This window comes from Nocardioides sp. URHA0032 (assembly GCF_000620645.1).
Taxonomy (GTDB): domain Bacteria; phylum Actinomycetota; class Actinomycetes; order Propionibacteriales; family Nocardioidaceae; genus Nocardioides.
On sequence record NZ_KK211161.1, the window covers coordinates 42528 to 59448 of the forward strand.

The following is a 16921-nucleotide window of genomic DNA, read 5'->3' on the forward strand; positions in this document are numbered from 1 at the left end:
GACCCGGCTAGCGGGTGACCACGACGTTGGTGCGGGCCGCCTTGTCGTGCAGCGCCTGCCGCCTGGCGTCCCAGAGCGGCCACAGGCCGTCGAGGAACGAGTACGTCGAGACCAGCCACCCGACGTAGGTGATGCCGCTGAGCAGGCTCGGGCCGAACTGCGTGAGCCAGCGCAGCACCACCGTGCCGAGCGGCATCGGGCCGGGCACGTCGCGACGCCGCACCCGCATCCCGAGCACCAGCTTGCCGGGCGTCGCCTGCTTCCACATCAGGAAGCCGACGTGGTAGGCGAAGTTGATCGCACAGCTGATCAGCCCGATCACGATCATCGTCGAGGCCAGCTCGCGCTGCAGGTCCCACGAGGACGGCGGCTCCGTGCCGGCGTCGAGCGCGCGGGACGTCTCGTCCCAGAAGTCGCGGATCGGGCCCGCAAGGTCTCCCCAGAACGGGATGCTCGCGACGACCATCACCGGCACCAGGATGACGACGTCCACGAGGTACGCCGCCACCCGGCGGCCCCACCCGGCGAGCTCGACGCCGTCGGGCGTGGTGGGCGGACCGGCGTGCGCCGCCGGCACCGGCGCGCCCGTGACCGGCTGGACGTGGCCGGTCCACTGCCCGCCGTCCCACCACCGCACCACGGGCTGCTGGCCCGCCTGCTGCCAGGGATCGGCGTACCACCCGGGTCCGATCTGGGTCACGGCCGAGACGCTAGCGCCCGCCGGGGTGCGCATCAACGCCCCGGCTGCCAGGGGCGGCCGGGGCGTTGCTCCCTCCCAGAAGGGAGACCGTGGGGCTCAGAGGTTCCCGCGGGCGTCCTGCTCGCGCTCGATCGCCTCGAACAGCGCCTTGAAGTTCCCCTTGCCGAAGCCCAGCGAGCCGTGCCGCTCGATGAACTCGTAGAACACAGTAGGCCGATCACCCATGGGCTTGGTGAAGATCTGGAGCAGATAGCCGTCCTCGTCGCGATCGACGAGGATCTTCCGCTTCTTCAGCTCCTCGATCGGCACCCGCACCTCGCCGATCCGGGCCCGCAGCTCGGGGTCGTCGTAGTAGGAGTCCGGGGTCTCCAGGAACTCGACCCCGTTGTCGCGCAGGATGTCGACGCTGCGCAGGATGTCGTTGGTCGCGAGCGCGATGTGCTGGCAGCCGGCGCCGTCGTAGAACTCGAGGTACTCGTCGATCTGCGACTTCTTCTTCGCGATCGCCGGCTCGTTGAGCGGGAACTTCACCCGGTGGTTGCCGCTCGCGACGACCTTGGACATCAGCGCCGAGTAGTCGGTGGCGATGTCGTCGCCGATGAACTCCGCCATGTTCGTGAAGCCGAGGACCTTGTTGTAGAAGGCCACCCACTCGTCCATCCGGCCGAGCTCGACGTTGCCGACGCAGTGGTCGACGGCCTGGAACAGCCGCTTGGGGTGGCCCTCGCGGCGCACCACCTTCGTCGTCGCGGCGACGTACCCGGGCAGGTACGGGCCGTCGTACCTCGAGCGGTCGACGAGGGTGTGGCGGGTCTCGCCGTACGTCGCGATCGCGGCCATCCGCACCGTGCCGTGCTCGTCGGACTCGTCGTGCGGCTCGACCAGGATCGTCGCCCCCTGGGCCCGGGCGTGCTCGATGCACTTGTCGACGTCGGGCACCTCCATCGGGAGGTCCACGACGCCGTCGCCGTGCTTACGGTGGTGGTCGAGCACCGGGCTGTCCGGTGTCACGCCGCCGGTGAAGACGAAGCGGGCGCTCCCGGAGCGCAGCACGAGCGACTTCGAGTCGCGGCAGCCGTTCTCCGGGCCGCGGTACGCCTCGAGGTCCATGCCGAGCGCGAGCTGGTAGTACGCCGCGGTCTGGGTCGCGTTGCCCACCACGAAGCACACGGCGTCCTGCGCGGTCACCGGGAACGGGTCGTTGGCGGCGTCGTACTCCACGAGCCCGACCAGCTCCTTGAGCTGCTCGAGGGTGAGGTCGGCCTTGAGCTCGTCAGGTGTCAGCGTCATGGCCGAAGCGTCGCCCGGACCGGGCAGTCTGTGCAACAGTGGGCCGACACGTTGTGCAACCTGTCCAGCGAGAGGGTGTCGGATGGACGACCTGGACGGCAGAGTGATCGAGCTGTTCGCGACCGACCCGCGGGTCGGGGTGCTCGAGGCGTCCCGCCGGCTCGGGGTGGCCCGCGGCACCGTGCAGGCGCGCCTCGACCGGCTGGCGGCGAGCGGCGTGATCACCGGGTGGGGCCCGGACCTCTCCCCGGAGGCGCTGGGATTCCCGGTGACGGCGTTCCTCACCCTCGAGATCCGTCAGGAGACCAGCCAGGGCGGGCACGACGCGGTCGGCGCGCACCTCGCCGCCATCCCCGAGGTGCTCGAGGTGCAGACGATCACCGGCGCCGGCGACATGTGGGCGCGCGTGGTGGCGCGGTCGAACGCCGACCTCCAGCGGGTCATCGACGCCGTCCTCGAGCACCCCGCGATCGTGCGCTCCTCGACGGTGATCGCCCTCGCGACCCAGGTGCCCTACCGGGTGCGGCCGCTGGCGCTGAGGTCCTCGACCGAGGGCACGAAGTAGTACCCGCCGGTCAGCGGCGTCGAGTAGCGCGTGAGGTCGTCGCGGACGCCGCCGACGCCCGCCATGCTGTCGAGCATCCGGGCCAGCGGGCCCTGATCCGCGGCGAACCCGACGAACATGGTGCCGTGGTCCGAGACCGTGCCGTACGGCGTGTTCCGCCGGAAGATCCGACCGAACTCGTCCTGGTCGGTGCGCGCCACGTGCGAGCCCTCCGGCTTGTCCTCGAGCTCGATGCTGTCGGGCTTGGTGCGCCCCATGACCCGCTCCTGGCGCTCGGTGGGGAGGCCGGTCCAGGCCCGCGCCTCGTGCGTCCACTGCTGGAGCAGCAGCACCGAGCCGCCCGCACCGCGGGCGCCGTCGGGGACCAGCACCTCGTGCGGGCTGACGAGCACCGAGTGGTTCTCGGTGCCGTCGATGAAGCCGGTGAGGTCGCGGTCGCGGTGGTAGGTCCAGCCCACGACCTCGTGCGCGAGCACCGCGACCCCCTCGAGCGCGGCGAGCATGCCGATCACGGCGTCGAAGACCACGTCGTACGAGCCGCCAGCGACCCAGAGCGCCGCGTCGTGCTGGGTGGCCGGCATCGTGAACCCGTCCGGGCCGGCCACCGGCTCGGTGAAGCCACGGGTGCCGGCAGGCATGGGCCCGAACCAGACCTCGGGGCGGAAGCCGGTCACGAGGTTGACGCCGCCCATCGTGGTCCGCGGCTCGGCGAGGTCCGCGACCTCCCGCACCAGGTCGGCTCCGGACGCCCCGTCGGCGAGGTCGAGCTCGACGTAGGAGTGCGCCAGCGTCCCGAGCGCGAAGATGCCGGGCTGGGGTACGGGCATGAATCCTCCTAGGAGAGCCTGGCCGCGACCTCGGCGGCCGCCCGGCGCACCCGCGGGGAGATCGCGTCGACGTCGATGTCGCCGAGGGTGACGATCCCGACGCTGGCCTCCAGCCCGTCGATGCCCGGCACCGGCACCGCGAGGCCGCGGGCGCCCGGCTGCAGCTCGCCCTGGGTGACCGCGAACGGCTGGGCGTCGGGCTGACGCCCCAGCAGGATCGCCTTGCCGGCGGCACCGCGGGTGAGCGGGTGCCGGGACCCGACCCGGTAGCTGACGTGGAAGTCGGTCCACGACGGCTCCACCACCGCGAGGGCGAGCGCCTCCTCGCCGTCGGCGACGGTCAGGTGTGCCGTGCAGCCGACGCTCTCGGCGAGCTCCCGCAGCACGGGTACGGCGAGGTCGCGCAGCACCGGCTGCACGGCGGAGGCCAAGTGCAGCACCCCGAGGCCGACGTGCAGCCGGCCGCGCGGGTCCCGGCGTACCAGCGCGTGCTGCTCGAGCGTGCTGACGAGCCGGTAGACGACGGTCCGGTTCACCTCGAGGCGCGCGGCCAGCTCGGTCACGGTCAGCCCACCGGTCGAGGCGGCGAGCACGTCCAGGACGCGCAGCCCACGGTCCAGCGTCTGCGAGGTCTCAGCCGGCACGGCCCCACCCTAGGGGGATTCAGGACGTCTTGCGCAGGGCCCATTCCCGGATCCGGTCGATCCGGGCGTGCAGCTGCTCGGCGGTGGCGACGGCCGCCGCCGGGCCACCGCACTCCTTGCGCAGCGCCGCGTGGGTGATGCCGTGGGCCTGTCCGGTGCGGTGGTGCCAGGCGGCGACCAGGCCGTTGAGCTCGCGGCGGAGGACCGCCAGCTGCTCGTGCGTGGAGACCTCGGCGAGCGAGTCGGCGGCCTGCTCGACCCGGCTCGCCTGCTGCTTCCTCGCGCGCTCGCTCTGCCGGTGCTGCAGCAGCTCGCGCATCTGGCCCGGCTCCAGGAGGCCGGGGATGCCGAGGAAGTCCATCTCCTCCTCCGAGCCCACGTGCACCTCTCCGGAGTGGCCGAACTCGCCGCCGTCGTACAGCACCCGGTCGAAGCGGGCCTCGGAGCCGAGCGCCTCCCACGACGCCAGCAGGTCGTCGGACGCCGCCTCGCCGGCGTTCGCCTGCGCGAGCAGCTCGTTCTCGGCCGCGAAGATGTCGTCCTCGTCGGTGACGCGGCGACCCAGCACGTGGTCGCGCTCGACCTCCATCTCCGAGGCGTGGCCGAGCAGGTGCGGCACCGACGGCAGGAACACCGATGCCGTCTCACCGCGGTTCCGGGCGCGGACGAACCGGCCGACGGCCTGGGCGAAGAAGAGCGGCGTCGACGTGGTGGTCGCGTAGACGCCGACGGCGAGCCGCGGCACGTCGACACCCTCGGAGACCATCCGGACCGCGACCATCCAGCGCTTGTCGTTCGAGGTGAACTCGCTGATCCGCTTGGACGCGAGCTTCTCGTCGGAGAGCACCACGGTCGCGGACTCGCCACTGATGCCCTTCAGCAGCTTCGCGTAGGCCCGGGCGGAGTCCTGGTCGGAGGCGATCACGAGGCCGCCGGCGTCGGGCACGTGCCGGCGCACCTCCGAGAGCCGCTTGTCGGCGGCGGCGAGGACCGCCGGCATCCACGAGCCGCCGGGGTCGAGGGCGGTGCGCAGCGCCTGGTTGGTCAGGTCCTTGGTGAGCGGCTCCCCCAGCCGCGCGGCGATCTCGTCGCCGGCGCGGGTGCGCCACTGCATCTCGCCGGAGTACGCGAGGAACAGCACCGGGCGGACCACGTGGTCGGCGAGCGCGTGCGCGTAGCCGTAGGTGAAGTCCGCGGCCGAGCGCGGGACGCCGTCGTCCCCCGGGGCGTAGGTCACGAACGGGATCGGGTTCACGTCGGAGCGGAACGGCGTGCCGGTCAGCGCCAGCCGGCGGGTCGCGGGCTCGAACGCCTCGCGCACGCCCTCGCCCCACGACAGCGCGTCACCGGCGTGGTGCACCTCGTCGAGGATGACCAGCGTCTTGAACCGCTCGGTGCGGATCCGCATGGCGAGCGGGTTCACCGCGACCCCGGCGTACGTCACCGCGATGCCGACGTAGTCCTGCGAGGTGCGGCCCTTGCCGGCGGCGTACGTCGGGTCGATCGGCACGCCCGCGCGGGCGGCCGCCTCGGCCCACTGCAGCTTGAGGTGCTCGGTCGGCGCGACGATCGTGACCCGGTCGACGATCCGGCGCCCGAGCAGCTCGGCCGCCACCGAGAGCGCGAAGGTGGTCTTGCCGGCACCGGGCGTCGCGACAGCGAGGAAGTCGCGCGGCTGGGTGTCGAAGTACTGCCGCATGGCCGCGGTCTGCCAGGCACGGAGGGAGGTCGCCGTGCCCCACGCCGCGCGCTCCGGCCAGGCCGGAGTCAGCGCGTTCGGTTGGGGGTCGGCCTCGGGCCGGCCCGTCACTCGTTCTCGCCCGAGTCGTTCTTGAGGGACTCCCAGACGTCCTTGCACTCCGGGCAGACCGGGAACTTCTCCGGCGCACGGCTGGGCACCCAGACCTTGCCGCACAGGGCCACCACCGGGGTGCCCATCACCATCGCCTCGGTGAGCTTGTCCTTCTCCACGTAGTGGGAGAACCGCTCGTGGTCACCCTCGTCGGTCGGGACGGTACGTCGGTCCTCGCGGACGTCCGTGTCTGTCGAGAAGCCGATGGTGGTCACAGGATCACCTTACGTCAGCGGGGTCAGCCGAGGTCGCGGTCCTCCACACCCTCGGGCCGGTTGGCGGTCACGCAGAAGACCATCCCCGCGGGGTCGCGCAGGACGTGCCAGCCCGGGCCGGCGCCGAGGTCGGCGGCGCCGAGGCCGCGGACCCGGCGTACCTCGGCAGGTACGTCGTCGGCGCCGTGGTCGACGTGCGCGCGCACCGGCCCGTCCGCCTCGTCGAGCCGCTGGAAGAGCAGCTGCAGGGGCGAGCCGTCCGCGTGCCACTTGCCGGCGAACTCCGGGGCCGGCGAGTCGACCCACCGGCCCGGCAGCAGGGCGCGCCAGAACGCGACCTCGGTCTCGTGGAGCTCCGGCGGCGAGTCGACGCAGACCTGGACGACCCGGCCGGTGTGGCCGCCCGGCCAGCCGACCGGCTGCGGCGCCCGGCGGTCGGCGGCCGCCAGGACACAGAACGGCAGCCCTCCGGGTGACGCCAGCGTCTGCCACCGGTCCCGGGCGGCGACGAGGCTCGCTCCCAGGTCCCGGGCCTGCGCGACGGTCGCGTCCGGCGCCTCGCTCTCGAGGTCGAGGTGCACCCGCGGCCCGCCGTCGACCTCCTGCAGGTGCAGGTACGCCGAGCCGTCCGGCGGCTCGAGGCTGCGCAGCTCGCGATGCCCTGGCCACGGCGCGCCCGCCGGCCAGCCGGTGAGGCCGCCCCAGAACTCCGCCGCGGGGCGCAGCTGGTCCCGTGGGACGTCGATGACGGCGTGCAACCAGGTCACGGCACCTCAGTTCAGGTCCGGGTCGAAGGGCCGCGTCGAGTGCCAGGCCAGCTCCCCGGGCTGCCGGCGGAGGACGTCGCGCCACAGCTCGTGCGGATCGACGCGGAAGACGTCGGGGACCTGCGCGGGCAGGACGTACCAGCTGCCCTCCTCGATCTCGACGTCGAGCTGCTCGGCCCCCCAGCCGGCGTACCCGGCGAAGATCCGCACCCCCTCCAGGCTGCCCTCGAGCAGCTCCGGCGGGGTGTCCAGGTCGACCAGCCCGAGCCTCCCGTCGACGGCCCGGAAGCCGACCGGAACGTCGTCCTCGGTGCGCAACGTGGCGACGGCCAACGCACCCTGGGTGCTGACCGGGCCGCCCTGGAAGAGCACGTCCGGCTCGGCGACCACGTCTCCCCAGCCCTCCAGCACCTCGGCGACCCGCACACCGGACGGGCGGTTGAGCACGACGCCGAGCGCGCCCTGGTCGTCGACGTCGAGGAGGAGCACCACGGTGTCGGCGAAGTTCGGGTCGAGGAGCGCAGGCGTCGCCACGAGCAGCATCCCCGCCTGCGCCTCGCCCATGACTCCATCATCACTCGCGGGGGAAGGACGCGCGACAGCCCCGGCCCGACGCCGTGGGAGGGAGGGATGCGCCGGGACCGGGGCTGTCGGATCAGGCGGCCGCGAGGACCGCCTTGAGCCGGCCGAGCAGCGTGGGGTGCTCGGCTCGGCGGGACGTGGGGACGTGCACCGGGCGGTACGTCGCACGCGCGCGGGCCTCGATGGCCGCGCCGACGCGCACCGCGGCGGCGTCGGGGGCGCTGACCCGGCCGGCCATCATCGCCAGCAGGATCCGCTCCTTCTCGGCCGACGTGCTCATCGCGTCGGCCATCGCGCCGTCCGTGGGCTGGTCGCGGTGGTGGTCGATGATCGCCAGGACGCCCGGGAGCTCGTCCGCGGTCGCGTGCCACGCGGCCACGACGGCGTCCTCGAGCTCCATCGGCTGGTGCATCAGCTCGCGCTCGATGTGACCGGCCAGCCGGGTGTGCCAGCGGAGCTGGAGGGCGCCGAGCAGGGTGAGCTCGTCGCCGAACGCGTCGGCGACGCCCTCGACGTCCATCGGCAGCCGACCGTCACGACGCTCGTTCGCCACGGTGATCACGTCGCGGAGGATCTCTCCACGGGAGTGGAAGGACTTCCAGGTCATGGGGTTCTCCTTCGGGGGACTCACATACTGTAAGTACGTACCCACGGTACGGAGACGTACTCGCGGTATGCAACCGACCCGGCGGTGATCCGGGTCACCCGTACCGACGGTCGGTATTAGGCTCACGGTTCTATGAGCAAGTCCTCGGTCAGCAAGCTCGTCCCGAAGGTCCCCGGCGTCCCGGGGACCAGCCGCCGGCAGCAGTACTCCGCCTCCACGAAGCGGGCGCTGGTCGACGTCGCCGAGCAGCTGTTCACCGAGCACGGGTACGCCGCCACCTCGCTCGACGCGATCGTCGCCGGCGCCCGGGTCACCAAGGGGGCGCTCTACCACCACTTCAGCGGCAAGCAGGCGCTGTTCGAGGCGGTCTTCGAGCGCGTCGAGAGCGACGCCGCGCGGGCCATCCAGAAGGCGCTCAAGGGCCACCGCGACCCGTGGGCGAAGGCCACCGCCGGCCTGCGGGCGTTCCTTGCGGTCGTCCAGGAGGCGCGCTACCGCAGGATCGTGATCCAGGAGGGCCCGTCGGTCCTCGGCTACGAGCGGTTCCGGGAGCAGGAGGAGCGCTCGACGTTCGCCAACGTCCTCGAGATCGTCCGCTCGGTGCTCGCCGCCGGCAAGTGGGACCTCGACGAGGACCTGCAGCAGACGTTCGCCCGGATCTTCTTCGGCGCCATGTCGTCGGCCGGCGAGTCGGTGTCAGGCGCCGACGACCCCGAGCAGGCGGCCGCCAACGTCGAGACCGCGATCGGGTTCATCCTGGCCGGGTTCCAAGCGCTCGCCGAGAGCGGGGTGGAGCTGAGCTCCCCCGGCGCCGGCGTCCTCGAGCCGACTACTTCCGGAACGTGACGTTCCCGGTCGCGGCCGGCACCAGCTCGATCCAGGTGTGGCCGGCCGGGACCGTCAGCTCGCCGGCCTTCGTCGAGAGCGTGATCGGCGCGGTCAGGTCCTTCTTCTGCCAGGTGCCACGCACCAGCCGGCCGTCGTGGAAGATCATCGCCTCGCCCTTGCCGGTGAACTTGGTCTCCGGCACCGGGTTGCCGGCCGGGTCGAGGTACCCGGCGTCGCCGACCTGCACCCGCAGCACCAGCACGGTGTCGGCGGGGAACGTGTCGCCCTGCTGCGCGTAGGTGTTCTGGTTGACGTACCCCTTGCCGTTGTACGCCCAGTTCGTGGTGTGACCGCCCCCGAAGACCGCCGCGATCGTCTTCGCCGGCTGGCCGCCGGGGAAGTGGTCCTCGGTCCCCCACGGCAGGTAGTCGTCGGGCCGGGTCGCCTCGTCCGTCGTCGTCTCGGCCTCGACGTCCTGCAGGTTCGCGAACAGGTTGTACGGCGCGATCCGGGCGTTGTCCCGCGCGAAGCCCTTCGAGCCCTCCGCGAAGTACTGGATGCCCGCGCCCTTGATCCGGTTGATCGTCACGTTCGCGGCGCCGCTGGTGACCATCGTGGCGCCGATCGGGCCGACGATGCCGATGTCGCTGGCGCGCATCGAGCGGACCGGGCCGACCTTGCCGGGGATGTCGGAGTAGTAGAACGCCGCGAGCCGGGTCAGGCCACCCTCGACGAGCTCCTCGACGACCATGTCCGCCGAGCCGAGGCCGATCTGCGGCGAGCTGGAGTAGGTGTTGTCCATCTTCGCGACCAGCACCGGGTGGTCCTGGGCGGCCTCCTCGTCGCCGGACACCGGCAGGCCGGTCAGCGGCCAGGTGGCCGCCAGCTCCTGGCCGGCGGCGACCTGCTGGGCGCCCGGGCCCGCGTCGGCGGTCGAGTCGTCGTCGCCTCCGCCGCAGCCGGCGAGCGCGAGGCTCGCGGCCACGAGGACGGCGGGGATCAGGTGGGTACGGCGCACGGGGGTTCGCTCCGATTCGTCAAACTCGTGTGTTCTGGTCGACTTCCAGTGTGCCTACCCGGACGGCAGGCATGGGGAGGCGCGCGGGTGTCACCCGAGCTTGGCGCCGCCGTCGACGTACAGCGTCTGGCCGGTGATGTACGACGCCTCGTCGCTGCAGAGGAAGGCCGCGGCGGCCGCGATGTCCTCCGGGTAGCCCACCCGGCGTACCGGGTTGGCCTGGGCGGTCATCTCGCGCAGCTGCTCGGGCTCCATCTTGAGCCGGCGCGCGGTGTCGTCGGTCATGTCGGTGGCGATGAAGCCGGGCGCGATCGCGTTGGCGTTGATGCCGAAGGGGCCGAGCTCGATGCCGAGGGTGCGGGTGAAGCCCTGGATGCCCATCTTCGCGGCCGAGTAGTTGGCCTGGCCGCGGTTGCCGAGCGCGGAGACGCTCGAGAGGTTCAGGATCTTGCCGTACTTCTGCTCGACGAAGTGCTTCTGCGCGGCCCGCGTCATGAGGAACGCACCGCGGAGGTGGACGTTCATGACCAGGTCCCAGTCGTCGTCGGACATCTTGAACAGCAGGTTGTCGCGGGTGATCCCGGCGTTGTTGACCAGCACGTGGATCCCGCCGAGCTCGCTCACCACCCGCCCCACGGCGGCCTCGGCGGAGGCGGCGTCGCTGACGTCGCAGCCGATGCCGACCGCCGTGGCTCCGTCGACGACGGGCAGCTTCGCGGCCGCCTCGGCGGCGCCGGCCTCGTCGAGGTCGAGGACCGCGACCGACGCGCCCTCCTCGGCGAAGCGGGTGGCGGTGCCGAACCCGATGCCGCGCGCAGCTCCGGTGACGACGACGACGCGTCCGTCAAAACGCCCCATGGGTGTGGCTCCTGTCTCGGTGTCCGGCTTGTCGGCACCACACCCTAGGCGACGCCTCGCCGCCGGTGGTCGGGGGCCCGCGGCTCGGTCCCCCGCGCGGGGTTGTCGTGGGAAACCCGACCGACACGCCGGCCCGCCCCGGCGTGTCGAGCGGGTTTCTCCGGTCAGCCGGAGAAACCCGACGCCTCAGGCGACCCCGGGGCACCCGCGCGGCGTCCCCGGCCGCTGGCGGTCGGGGAGTCCGCGGCTCGGTCGCCCGGGCGGGGTTGTCGTGGGAAACCCGACGGACACGCCGTCCCGCCCCGGCGTGTCGAGCGGGTTTCTCCGGTCAGCCGGAGAAACCCGCCGCCTCAGCCGACCGCAGCACGCAGCCGAGCGGCGTACACAGCCGCCTCACCGTCGGCGTACGTCGTGCGCGGCCAGAAGAAGCCGCGCAGCCCGTCGCCCTTGGTCCGCGGCACGACGTGCAGGTGCAGGTGGGGCACGGACTGGCTGACGACGTTGTTCATGGCCACGAAGCTGCCCTGCGCGCCGAGACCCTCGACCACGGCGGTGGCGAGCCGTTGCCCGGCCTCGAGGAACCCGTCCCGGAGCCGGGCGGGGAGATCGGGCAGGGTGACCACGTGCTCGCGCGGGACGAGCAGCATGTGGCCCTTGAACACCGGTCGCCGGTCGAGGAAGGCCAGGAAGTCCGGCTCGTCGAGCACCACGTCGGCGGGTACGTCGCCGGCCACGATCGAGCAGAAGACGCAGCCGGGGTCGGTCACGAGCGGCGCCACCACACGCCCTCGAGCATGCCGAGCACGACGAACGACACCACGCAGGCGGCGGTGAAGCTCCACGCACCCAGGTCGGTGACCGGGTCGCTCAGGACCAGGTTCATCAGCGCGCCGGCGACCACGGCGGCGGCCGCCCCGACGACCACCGTCAGGATCGGGTTCGGGTCGTCCGCGTCGTGGTGCAACACCCGGGCGAGCACGCCGAGGATCACGCCGGCGATCAGGAACGCGAGCATGCACGGACCCTAGTCGCAGAAGCGGTCGCACGGCCGGGGCCCGACCATCGCGCGAGCCGAGCTGCCGACGTAGTCGAAGTGCTGGGTGTCGCCGAGGCCATAGGTCCAGCGGAGGCCGTGCCGGGCCATCAGCCGCACGACCGCGTGCGAGCGGGACCGCCACGCGACCCGCGGGTGGGAGTGGCCCTGCCACCAGGTGTTGGGGACGGTGCCCCGGGCGGAGCGGTACGGGTTCTCCCAGGTGTTCAGGTCGAGCGCGCGGCCGTAGCTGTGCGGCGAGCGGACGCCGGGCCGACCGGTGACGTCGCGGCAGTTGAACGCCGAGGTGTTGCCGGCGGCCATCGAGGCGTAGTCGTCGGCGCCGCGGGAGCGGGCGCCCCAGCCGAACCGGTCGACGCGGTACATCGCCCGGATCGGCAGCGAGCGCCGGAACATCTCGGCGAGCGCGGCACCCATCGCGTGCGCGGCGCTCGCGCTCGCGACCAGCTCGCCGCGCCGGGGGTAGCCGCGGTAGTCCCAGTAGTTGACGCGCACCAGCCGCAGCCCGGCCCGGCCGACCGGGCAGCCGCGGTGCCAGCTGACACCGGTCATCTGGCCCCACGTCCGGTCGGGGATCGCGGTGATCCGGACGTTCGCCCCCGCACCGACGGCGTGCGGCTGGTCGGGCAGCGAACGGCGCGGTCTCGGCGCTGCGCTCGGCAGCTTCACGGGTAGGCCGGGCGGGATGTTCGCGACCCGGTGGACGGGGCTCTCGTCGCCCTCGACCCACGCCTGCGGGACGGCGCGCGCACGCCAGCGCGAGTCCTGTCTCGGCCTCGTGCTCAGCTGCGCCCGCCCGTCGGCGCCGGTGTGCAGCAGCCGGACCTTCCGCCACGGCCCCGAGCCGAGCGAGCGGAACAGCTTGACCACCCCCTCGACCGGCGTCCCGGACCGGGTGGTCCAGCGGACCCGCACCGGCACCGCCTGTCCGTCCTCGACCTGCCCCGGCCCCCGCACCACGACCGCGCTGCCGCGGCGGCGGAGCTCCAGGCGGGTGCGTTCGGTGACCGGCGTGTGGTCGGGGTCGCCGGCGTACGTCGCGCGCACCAGGTTCTCCGCCGTCGTGCGCTCCAGCCGCAGCTGCCGGGAGGCGTGGCCGTCGGCGTCCGTGGTGACGGTGCCGATCGGCGTCCAGCCGCTGGCCGTGCGCCGCTCGAGGGTGACCTCGGCGTCGCCGATCGGCCCGCCACCCTCGACCGAGAGCGTGAGCCGGAGGGTGGTGTCGCTGCCGGCGTACGCCGGCCGGGCGTCGAACGCGAGCTCGCTCGGCACCACCCGAGCGGCGTGGGCACCGGCGGTCAGCGAACCGGTGACGAGGGCGAGCGTGGACAGGACGAACAGCAGCCGGGACCCGAGCGACATGTGCGCAGTGTGCCCCGCCGCTCCTCCGGCACTCCTGCCCGGGGTTCACAGGCAACCGACGGCCTGGTCCCAGCCGGTCGCCACCCCGGCGCCTCGCCGCGACCGTCGTGGTCGCCGCGGTCGGGATCCTGGTCGGCGCGCGTCCGTGGACGACCGCCCAGTGACGCCGGCGCAGATCCAGCGGCAGCTCCCGCAGTACGCCCGGAGGGCGGGACCGGCTTCTCCGCCACTACAGGCCGGTCAGGTCCTCAGGGTCCAACCACCCCTCGGCGAGGGCCTCGCCACCGGCACGGCGGATCGCCCCGACCAGCGGCTCGGCCCACAAGTGCTCCAGCAGGGCGACGGCCGCGACGCTGCCCGGCCGTACGGCGTCCGCGAGCGACCAGCCGTCCCCGGGCTCGCCGTCACCGCCGCCGAGCAGCTCGGCCGCGAGGGTGCCGAGGCCGGGATCGGCTCCTGCCGGCGGTGGCAGCGTCTCGAAGCTGCCGTCCCCGAGTCGGTGGACGAGCAGCACGTCGACCAGGCGGACGACGCCGGCCTCGCGCAGCCGCCCGAGCTCCTCGACCACCGCCCCGGAGAACGACGGCTGGTCGAACCCGACGACGAGCACCTGCACCGGGCCGGTCACGACGTGACCCGGGCCCGGAGCTCGTCGTACTCCCCCCGGGTGAGCACGCCCTTCTCGAGCAGCCGGTCCAGGTCCGCGACGGGATCGCCCGGCGGGTCCGGAGGCGGGGCTGGCGAGGGCGGGGGTGGCGGGTGCGAGGCGGCGTACGCCTGCGCGGGCGACATCCGCCCGCCGTAGTAGGGCACGCTGCCGGTCATGCCGGTCATCCGCAGCTGGCGCGGCACCAGGACCACCATCTCGCCAGCATGGACCCTCAGCGCACCTCCGTCGAGGCGATGTGGACCACGGCGTCGCCGCCGTTCACGACCGGCGCCTCGCTCCGGCCGATCACGATGCCGGTCCGGTCGGCGCGGACCAGCCGGAGCGTCTTCCCGAACGAGTCGGACACGCTGCCCAGCCGCTCACCGGTCTCGACCTGCTGGCCGAGCCGGGCGTCGAGGTGAAGGAATCCGGTGTGCCGGGCGCGGACCCAGCCGCTGGCGCGGCACTCGACGCTCGGGCCGCCCGGCTCCTCGGGCCCGTCGACCATGCCGAGCGCGCCGAGGACGCGGCGTACGCCGTCGGTCCCGGCGGTCACCGCCCACTCGTCGAACCGCCAGTTCTCGCCGCCCTCGTAGAGCAGCACGGTGGCGCCGCGCTCGCGCGCCGCGTGCCGCAGCGACCCGTCCCTGACCCGCGCGTGCAGCAGCACCGGCGCCCCGAACGCCAAGGCGAGCTCGCGGGTCCGCGGGTCGTCGAGGTCGGCGCGGATCTGCGGGAGGTTCGCGCGCCGATCGGAGCCGGTGTGCAGGTCGATGCCGACCTCGCACTTCGCCACCACCTCGGTCATCATCAGGTGCGCGATCCGGCTCGCCAGGGACCCGCGCGCGGAGCCGGGGAACGAGCGGTTGAGGTCGCGGCGGTCGGGCAGGTAGCGCTCCCCGGACATCACGCCGAGCACGTTGAGGACCGGTACGGCGATCAGCGTGCCCCGCATCGTCCTCGGCGAGATCGACGCGAGCACCCGCCGGATCACCTCGACCCCGACCACCTCGTCGCCGTGCGTCGCGGCGTTGAGCCAGACGACCGGGCCGTCCTCCCGGCCGTGCAGGATCCGCACCGGGAGGGACACGTCGGCACCGGTGATCAGCCGGGTGATCGGGAGCTCCAGGTCCCGCGTGGCGCCCGCGCGGACGCGCGCCGGGCCGATCGCGAACGACTCGCGGGGCATCAGCCGCCCCGGTTGCGCCGGCGTACCGCCCGCTTGGGCCTGCCGCCCAGGTAGGACTGCGCCGGGTCGACGACGAAGCCCTGGCGCAGCGCCTCGCGGCCGATGAGCAGACGGAAGCCCATCTGGTCGCGGCTGGACAGCGTCATCTCGGTGGTGACGGTCCGGCCCATCAGGGCGACGTCCATCCGCACGACGTACCGCTCGGTCTCGTGGCCCGACGAGCTGCGCACGACGCGGCGGTCGTGGACGGGGCTCTCGACGGTCGTCGCGTCCTCGCGGCTGCGCTGCCACGGGTGGATCGAGAAGCGGACCCAGGTCTCGCCGTCGCGCTCGAACTCGTGGATGTCGAACGCGTGGATGGCCGAGCTGCGGGCGCCGGTGTCGAGCTTGGCCTTCACCCACTCGACCCGGCAGCCGGGGAGACCGACCCACTCCCGCCACCCGGCGACGGTGCTGTCAGTGGTGGTCGGCACCCGCACATCTTGGCAGGCCGCGCGTCCCTGCTTGAATGGCCCGGCCATGAAGCTCGCGATCCTCTCCCGCGCGCCGCGGGCCTACAGCACCCAGCGCCTGCGGACCGCCGCCCTCGACCGCGGGCACGACGTCAAGGTGCTGAACACGCTGCGCTTCGCCATCGACCTCTCCGGGGACGAGCCGGACCTGCAATTCCGCGGCAAGCCGCTGTCGACGTACGACGCGATCCTGCCGCGCATCGGCAACTCGATCACCTACTTCGGCACCGCCGTGGTGCGGCAGTTCGAGCAGATGGACGTCTACACGCCCAACCCGGCGTACGGGATCACCAACAGCCGCGACAAGCTGCGCGCGACCCAGATCCTGTCGCGGCACAACATCGGCATGCCGGCCACGACGTTCGTGCGCGACCGCGCCGACGTCGTGCCCGCGATCGAGCGGGTGGGCGGCGCACCTGTCGTGCTCAAGCTGCTGGAGGGCACCCAGGGCATCGGCGTCATCCTCGCGCCGGACCGCAAGGTCGCCGAGGCGATCATCGAGACGCTGCACAGCACCCAGCAGAACGTGCTGATCCAGCGCTTCGTCAAGGAGAGCCGGGGTCGCGACATCCGTGCACTGGTCGTCGGCGACCGGGTCGTCGCCGCGATGCGGCGCGTCGCCCAGGGCGACGAGTTCCGGTCGAACGTGCACCGCGGCGGCTCCGTGGAGCCCGTCCAGCTCGACGAGGAGTACGAGCACACCGCCGTCCGCGCCGCCCAGATCATGGGCCTGCGGGTGGCCGGCGTCGACATGCTGGAGGGCAACGACGGGCCGCTGGTGATGGAGGTCAACTCCTCCCCCGGCCTCGAGGGCATCGAGGCGGCGACCCAGCTCGACGTCGCCGGCGCGATCATCGACTTCATCGCGAACCAGGTCGCGTTCCCCGAGATCGACGTGCGCCAGCGGCTCAACGTCTCCACCGGGTACGGCGTCGCCGAGCTCCTGGTGCACACCGGCGCCGACATCGTCGGCAAGAAGCTCAGCGAGTCCGGCCTCGAGGAGCGCGACATCTCGGTGCTGACCCTGCACCGCGGTGCCACCGTGATCCCCAACCCGCGGCACAAGGAGGTCGTCCAGGCCGGCGACCGGCTGCTGTGCTTCGGGAAGCTGGAGGAGATGCGGTCGATGATCCCCACGCGGCGCCGGCGCAACCGACGGGTCAAGAAGCTGCCGCCGCAGCCGATCCACGACGGTGAGACCGAAAACCGCTGACCGGTCCTCTCAACCTTTCCGGTCCGGGCTGCCTCTTGACCAGTTGATGGAACCTGAGACCGCGTTCGCCCAGTTCATGGCCGCCCGCTGGGCGGCCCTGTACCGGACTGCCTACTTCCTGGTCGGCGACCACCACCAGGCCGAGGACCTCCTGCAGGACGTCCTGGCCCGCACGTGTGTGCGGTGATC

The 16921-nt window shown here is 72.8% G+C and carries 22 protein-coding genes; 4 read left to right on the forward strand and 18 right to left on the reverse strand.

Features of this window, described 5'->3' with window-relative positions; translation table 11 throughout:
• Positions 1–7 precede the first annotated feature (7 nt).
• Together N538_RS0121295 and hppD are read right to left on the reverse strand one after the other, a co-directional pair.
• The gene (locus N538_RS0121295) at positions 8–700 is read right to left on the reverse strand and encodes an RDD family protein (RefSeq protein WP_028638964.1); all 693 of its coding nucleotides are present in this window, start codon (positions 698–700) and stop codon (positions 8–10) included.
• A 96-nt stretch (positions 701–796) separates the two neighbouring features.
• A complete protein-coding gene (gene hppD / locus N538_RS0121300; RefSeq protein WP_028638965.1) occupies positions 797–1990 on the reverse strand; it encodes a 4-hydroxyphenylpyruvate dioxygenase in 1194 nt (397 codons plus the stop codon).
• Between the two features lie 82 nt (positions 1991–2072).
• On the opposite strand from hppD, the gene N538_RS0121305 reads away from it, so the two are divergent.
• Complete coding sequence (locus N538_RS0121305) at positions 2073–2555, forward strand: Lrp/AsnC family transcriptional regulator (protein WP_028638966.1); 483 nt, start codon at positions 2073–2075, stop codon at positions 2553–2555.
• On the opposite strand, the gene N538_RS0121310 is transcribed toward N538_RS0121305, so the two are convergent.
• From N538_RS0121310 to N538_RS0121340, 7 genes are all read right to left on the reverse strand, one after another.
• Positions 2504–3382 (reverse strand): Dyp-type peroxidase, encoded by an 879-nt coding sequence (locus tag N538_RS0121310; protein WP_028638967.1) that lies wholly within the window; start codon positions 3380–3382, stop codon positions 2504–2506. The genes N538_RS0121305 and N538_RS0121310 overlap by 52 nt on opposite strands.
• Before the next feature lie 8 nt (positions 3383–3390).
• Entirely contained in the window at positions 3391–4026 is a 636-nt protein-coding gene (locus tag N538_RS0121315) for an IclR family transcriptional regulator (protein ID WP_028638968.1), read from the reverse strand.
• A 19-nt stretch (positions 4027–4045) separates the two neighbouring features.
• The gene (locus N538_RS0121320) at positions 4046–5836 is read right to left on the reverse strand and encodes a DEAD/DEAH box helicase (protein WP_028638969.1); all 1791 of its coding nucleotides are present in this window, start codon (positions 5834–5836) and stop codon (positions 4046–4048) included.
• Positions 5833–6084, reverse strand: coding sequence for a DUF3039 domain-containing protein (locus N538_RS0121325; RefSeq protein ID WP_028638970.1), 252 nt, complete (start codon positions 6082–6084; stop codon positions 5833–5835). Before N538_RS0121325 ends, N538_RS0121320 begins: the two co-directional genes overlap by 4 nt.
• Positions 6085–6116: 32 nt before the next feature.
• The gene (locus tag N538_RS0121330; RefSeq protein ID WP_028638971.1) at positions 6117–6860 is read right to left on the reverse strand and encodes a VOC family protein; all 744 of its coding nucleotides are present in this window, start codon (positions 6858–6860) and stop codon (positions 6117–6119) included.
• Positions 6861–6866: 6 nt separating this feature from the next.
• Positions 6867–7424: a YqgE/AlgH family protein gene (locus N538_RS0121335; RefSeq protein ID WP_028638972.1), complete on the reverse strand. Its 558-nt coding sequence runs from the start codon at positions 7422–7424 to the stop codon at positions 6867–6869.
• A gap of 91 nt (positions 7425–7515) precedes the next feature.
• Positions 7516–8049, reverse strand: a complete 534-nt coding sequence (locus N538_RS0121340; RefSeq protein ID WP_028638973.1) for a hypothetical protein — start codon at positions 8047–8049, stop codon at positions 7516–7518.
• A 132-nt stretch (positions 8050–8181) separates the two neighbouring features.
• Between N538_RS0121340 and N538_RS0121345 the strand changes: the two genes are divergently transcribed.
• Entirely contained in the window at positions 8182–8895 is a 714-nt protein-coding gene (locus tag N538_RS0121345) for a TetR/AcrR family transcriptional regulator (protein WP_028638974.1), read from the forward strand.
• Here N538_RS0121345 and N538_RS0121350 read toward each other — a convergent pair.
• From N538_RS0121350 to N538_RS0121390, 9 genes are all read right to left on the reverse strand, one after another.
• The gene (locus N538_RS0121350) at positions 8879–9895 is read right to left on the reverse strand and encodes a DUF3048 domain-containing protein (protein ID WP_028638975.1); all 1017 of its coding nucleotides are present in this window, start codon (positions 9893–9895) and stop codon (positions 8879–8881) included. The genes N538_RS0121345 and N538_RS0121350 overlap by 17 nt on opposite strands.
• 90 nt (positions 9896–9985) lie before the next feature.
• Positions 9986–10753 (reverse strand): SDR family NAD(P)-dependent oxidoreductase, encoded by a 768-nt coding sequence (locus tag N538_RS0121355; RefSeq protein ID WP_028638976.1) that lies wholly within the window; start codon positions 10751–10753, stop codon positions 9986–9988.
• A gap of 350 nt (positions 10754–11103) precedes the next feature.
• Positions 11104–11520, reverse strand: a complete 417-nt coding sequence (locus tag N538_RS0121360; protein WP_028638977.1) for an HIT family protein — start codon at positions 11518–11520, stop codon at positions 11104–11106.
• Complete coding sequence (locus N538_RS0121365; RefSeq protein WP_028638978.1) at positions 11517–11768, reverse strand: hypothetical protein; 252 nt, start codon at positions 11766–11768, stop codon at positions 11517–11519. The genes N538_RS0121360 and N538_RS0121365 overlap by 4 nt, the downstream gene beginning before the upstream one ends.
• A 9-nt stretch (positions 11769–11777) precedes the next feature.
• Complete coding sequence (locus tag N538_RS27695; RefSeq protein ID WP_051549522.1) at positions 11778–13169, reverse strand: M15 family metallopeptidase; 1392 nt, start codon at positions 13167–13169, stop codon at positions 11778–11780.
• Positions 13170–13398: 229 nt separating this feature from the next.
• Positions 13399–13797 carry a hypothetical protein gene (locus N538_RS0121375; protein ID WP_028638979.1) on the reverse strand — a complete coding sequence of 133 codons (399 nt, stop codon included), beginning with the start codon at positions 13795–13797 and terminating at the stop codon, positions 13399–13401.
• On the reverse strand, positions 13794–14033 hold the full coding sequence (locus N538_RS0121380; protein ID WP_028638980.1) for a hypothetical protein: 240 nt from the start codon (positions 14031–14033) through the stop codon (positions 13794–13796). Before N538_RS0121380 ends, N538_RS0121375 begins: the two co-directional genes overlap by 4 nt.
• A 17-nt stretch (positions 14034–14050) precedes the next feature.
• Entirely contained in the window at positions 14051–15007 is a 957-nt protein-coding gene (locus tag N538_RS0121385) for a succinylglutamate desuccinylase/aspartoacylase family protein (RefSeq protein ID WP_028638981.1), read from the reverse strand.
• Entirely contained in the window at positions 15007–15480 is a 474-nt protein-coding gene (locus N538_RS0121390) for an ATP-dependent zinc protease family protein (protein ID WP_028638982.1), read from the reverse strand. The genes N538_RS0121385 and N538_RS0121390 overlap by 1 nt, the downstream gene beginning before the upstream one ends.
• Positions 15481–15526: 46 nt before the next feature.
• On the opposite strand from N538_RS0121390, the gene N538_RS0121395 reads away from it, so the two are divergent.
• Complete coding sequence (locus N538_RS0121395) at positions 15527–16732, forward strand: RimK family alpha-L-glutamate ligase (protein WP_028638983.1); 1206 nt, start codon at positions 15527–15529, stop codon at positions 16730–16732.
• Between the two features lie 46 nt (positions 16733–16778).
• A complete protein-coding gene (locus N538_RS28730) occupies positions 16779–16919 on the forward strand; it encodes a sigma factor (protein ID WP_155992370.1) in 141 nt (46 codons plus the stop codon).
• The last annotated feature ends 2 nt before the right edge of the window (positions 16920–16921 follow it).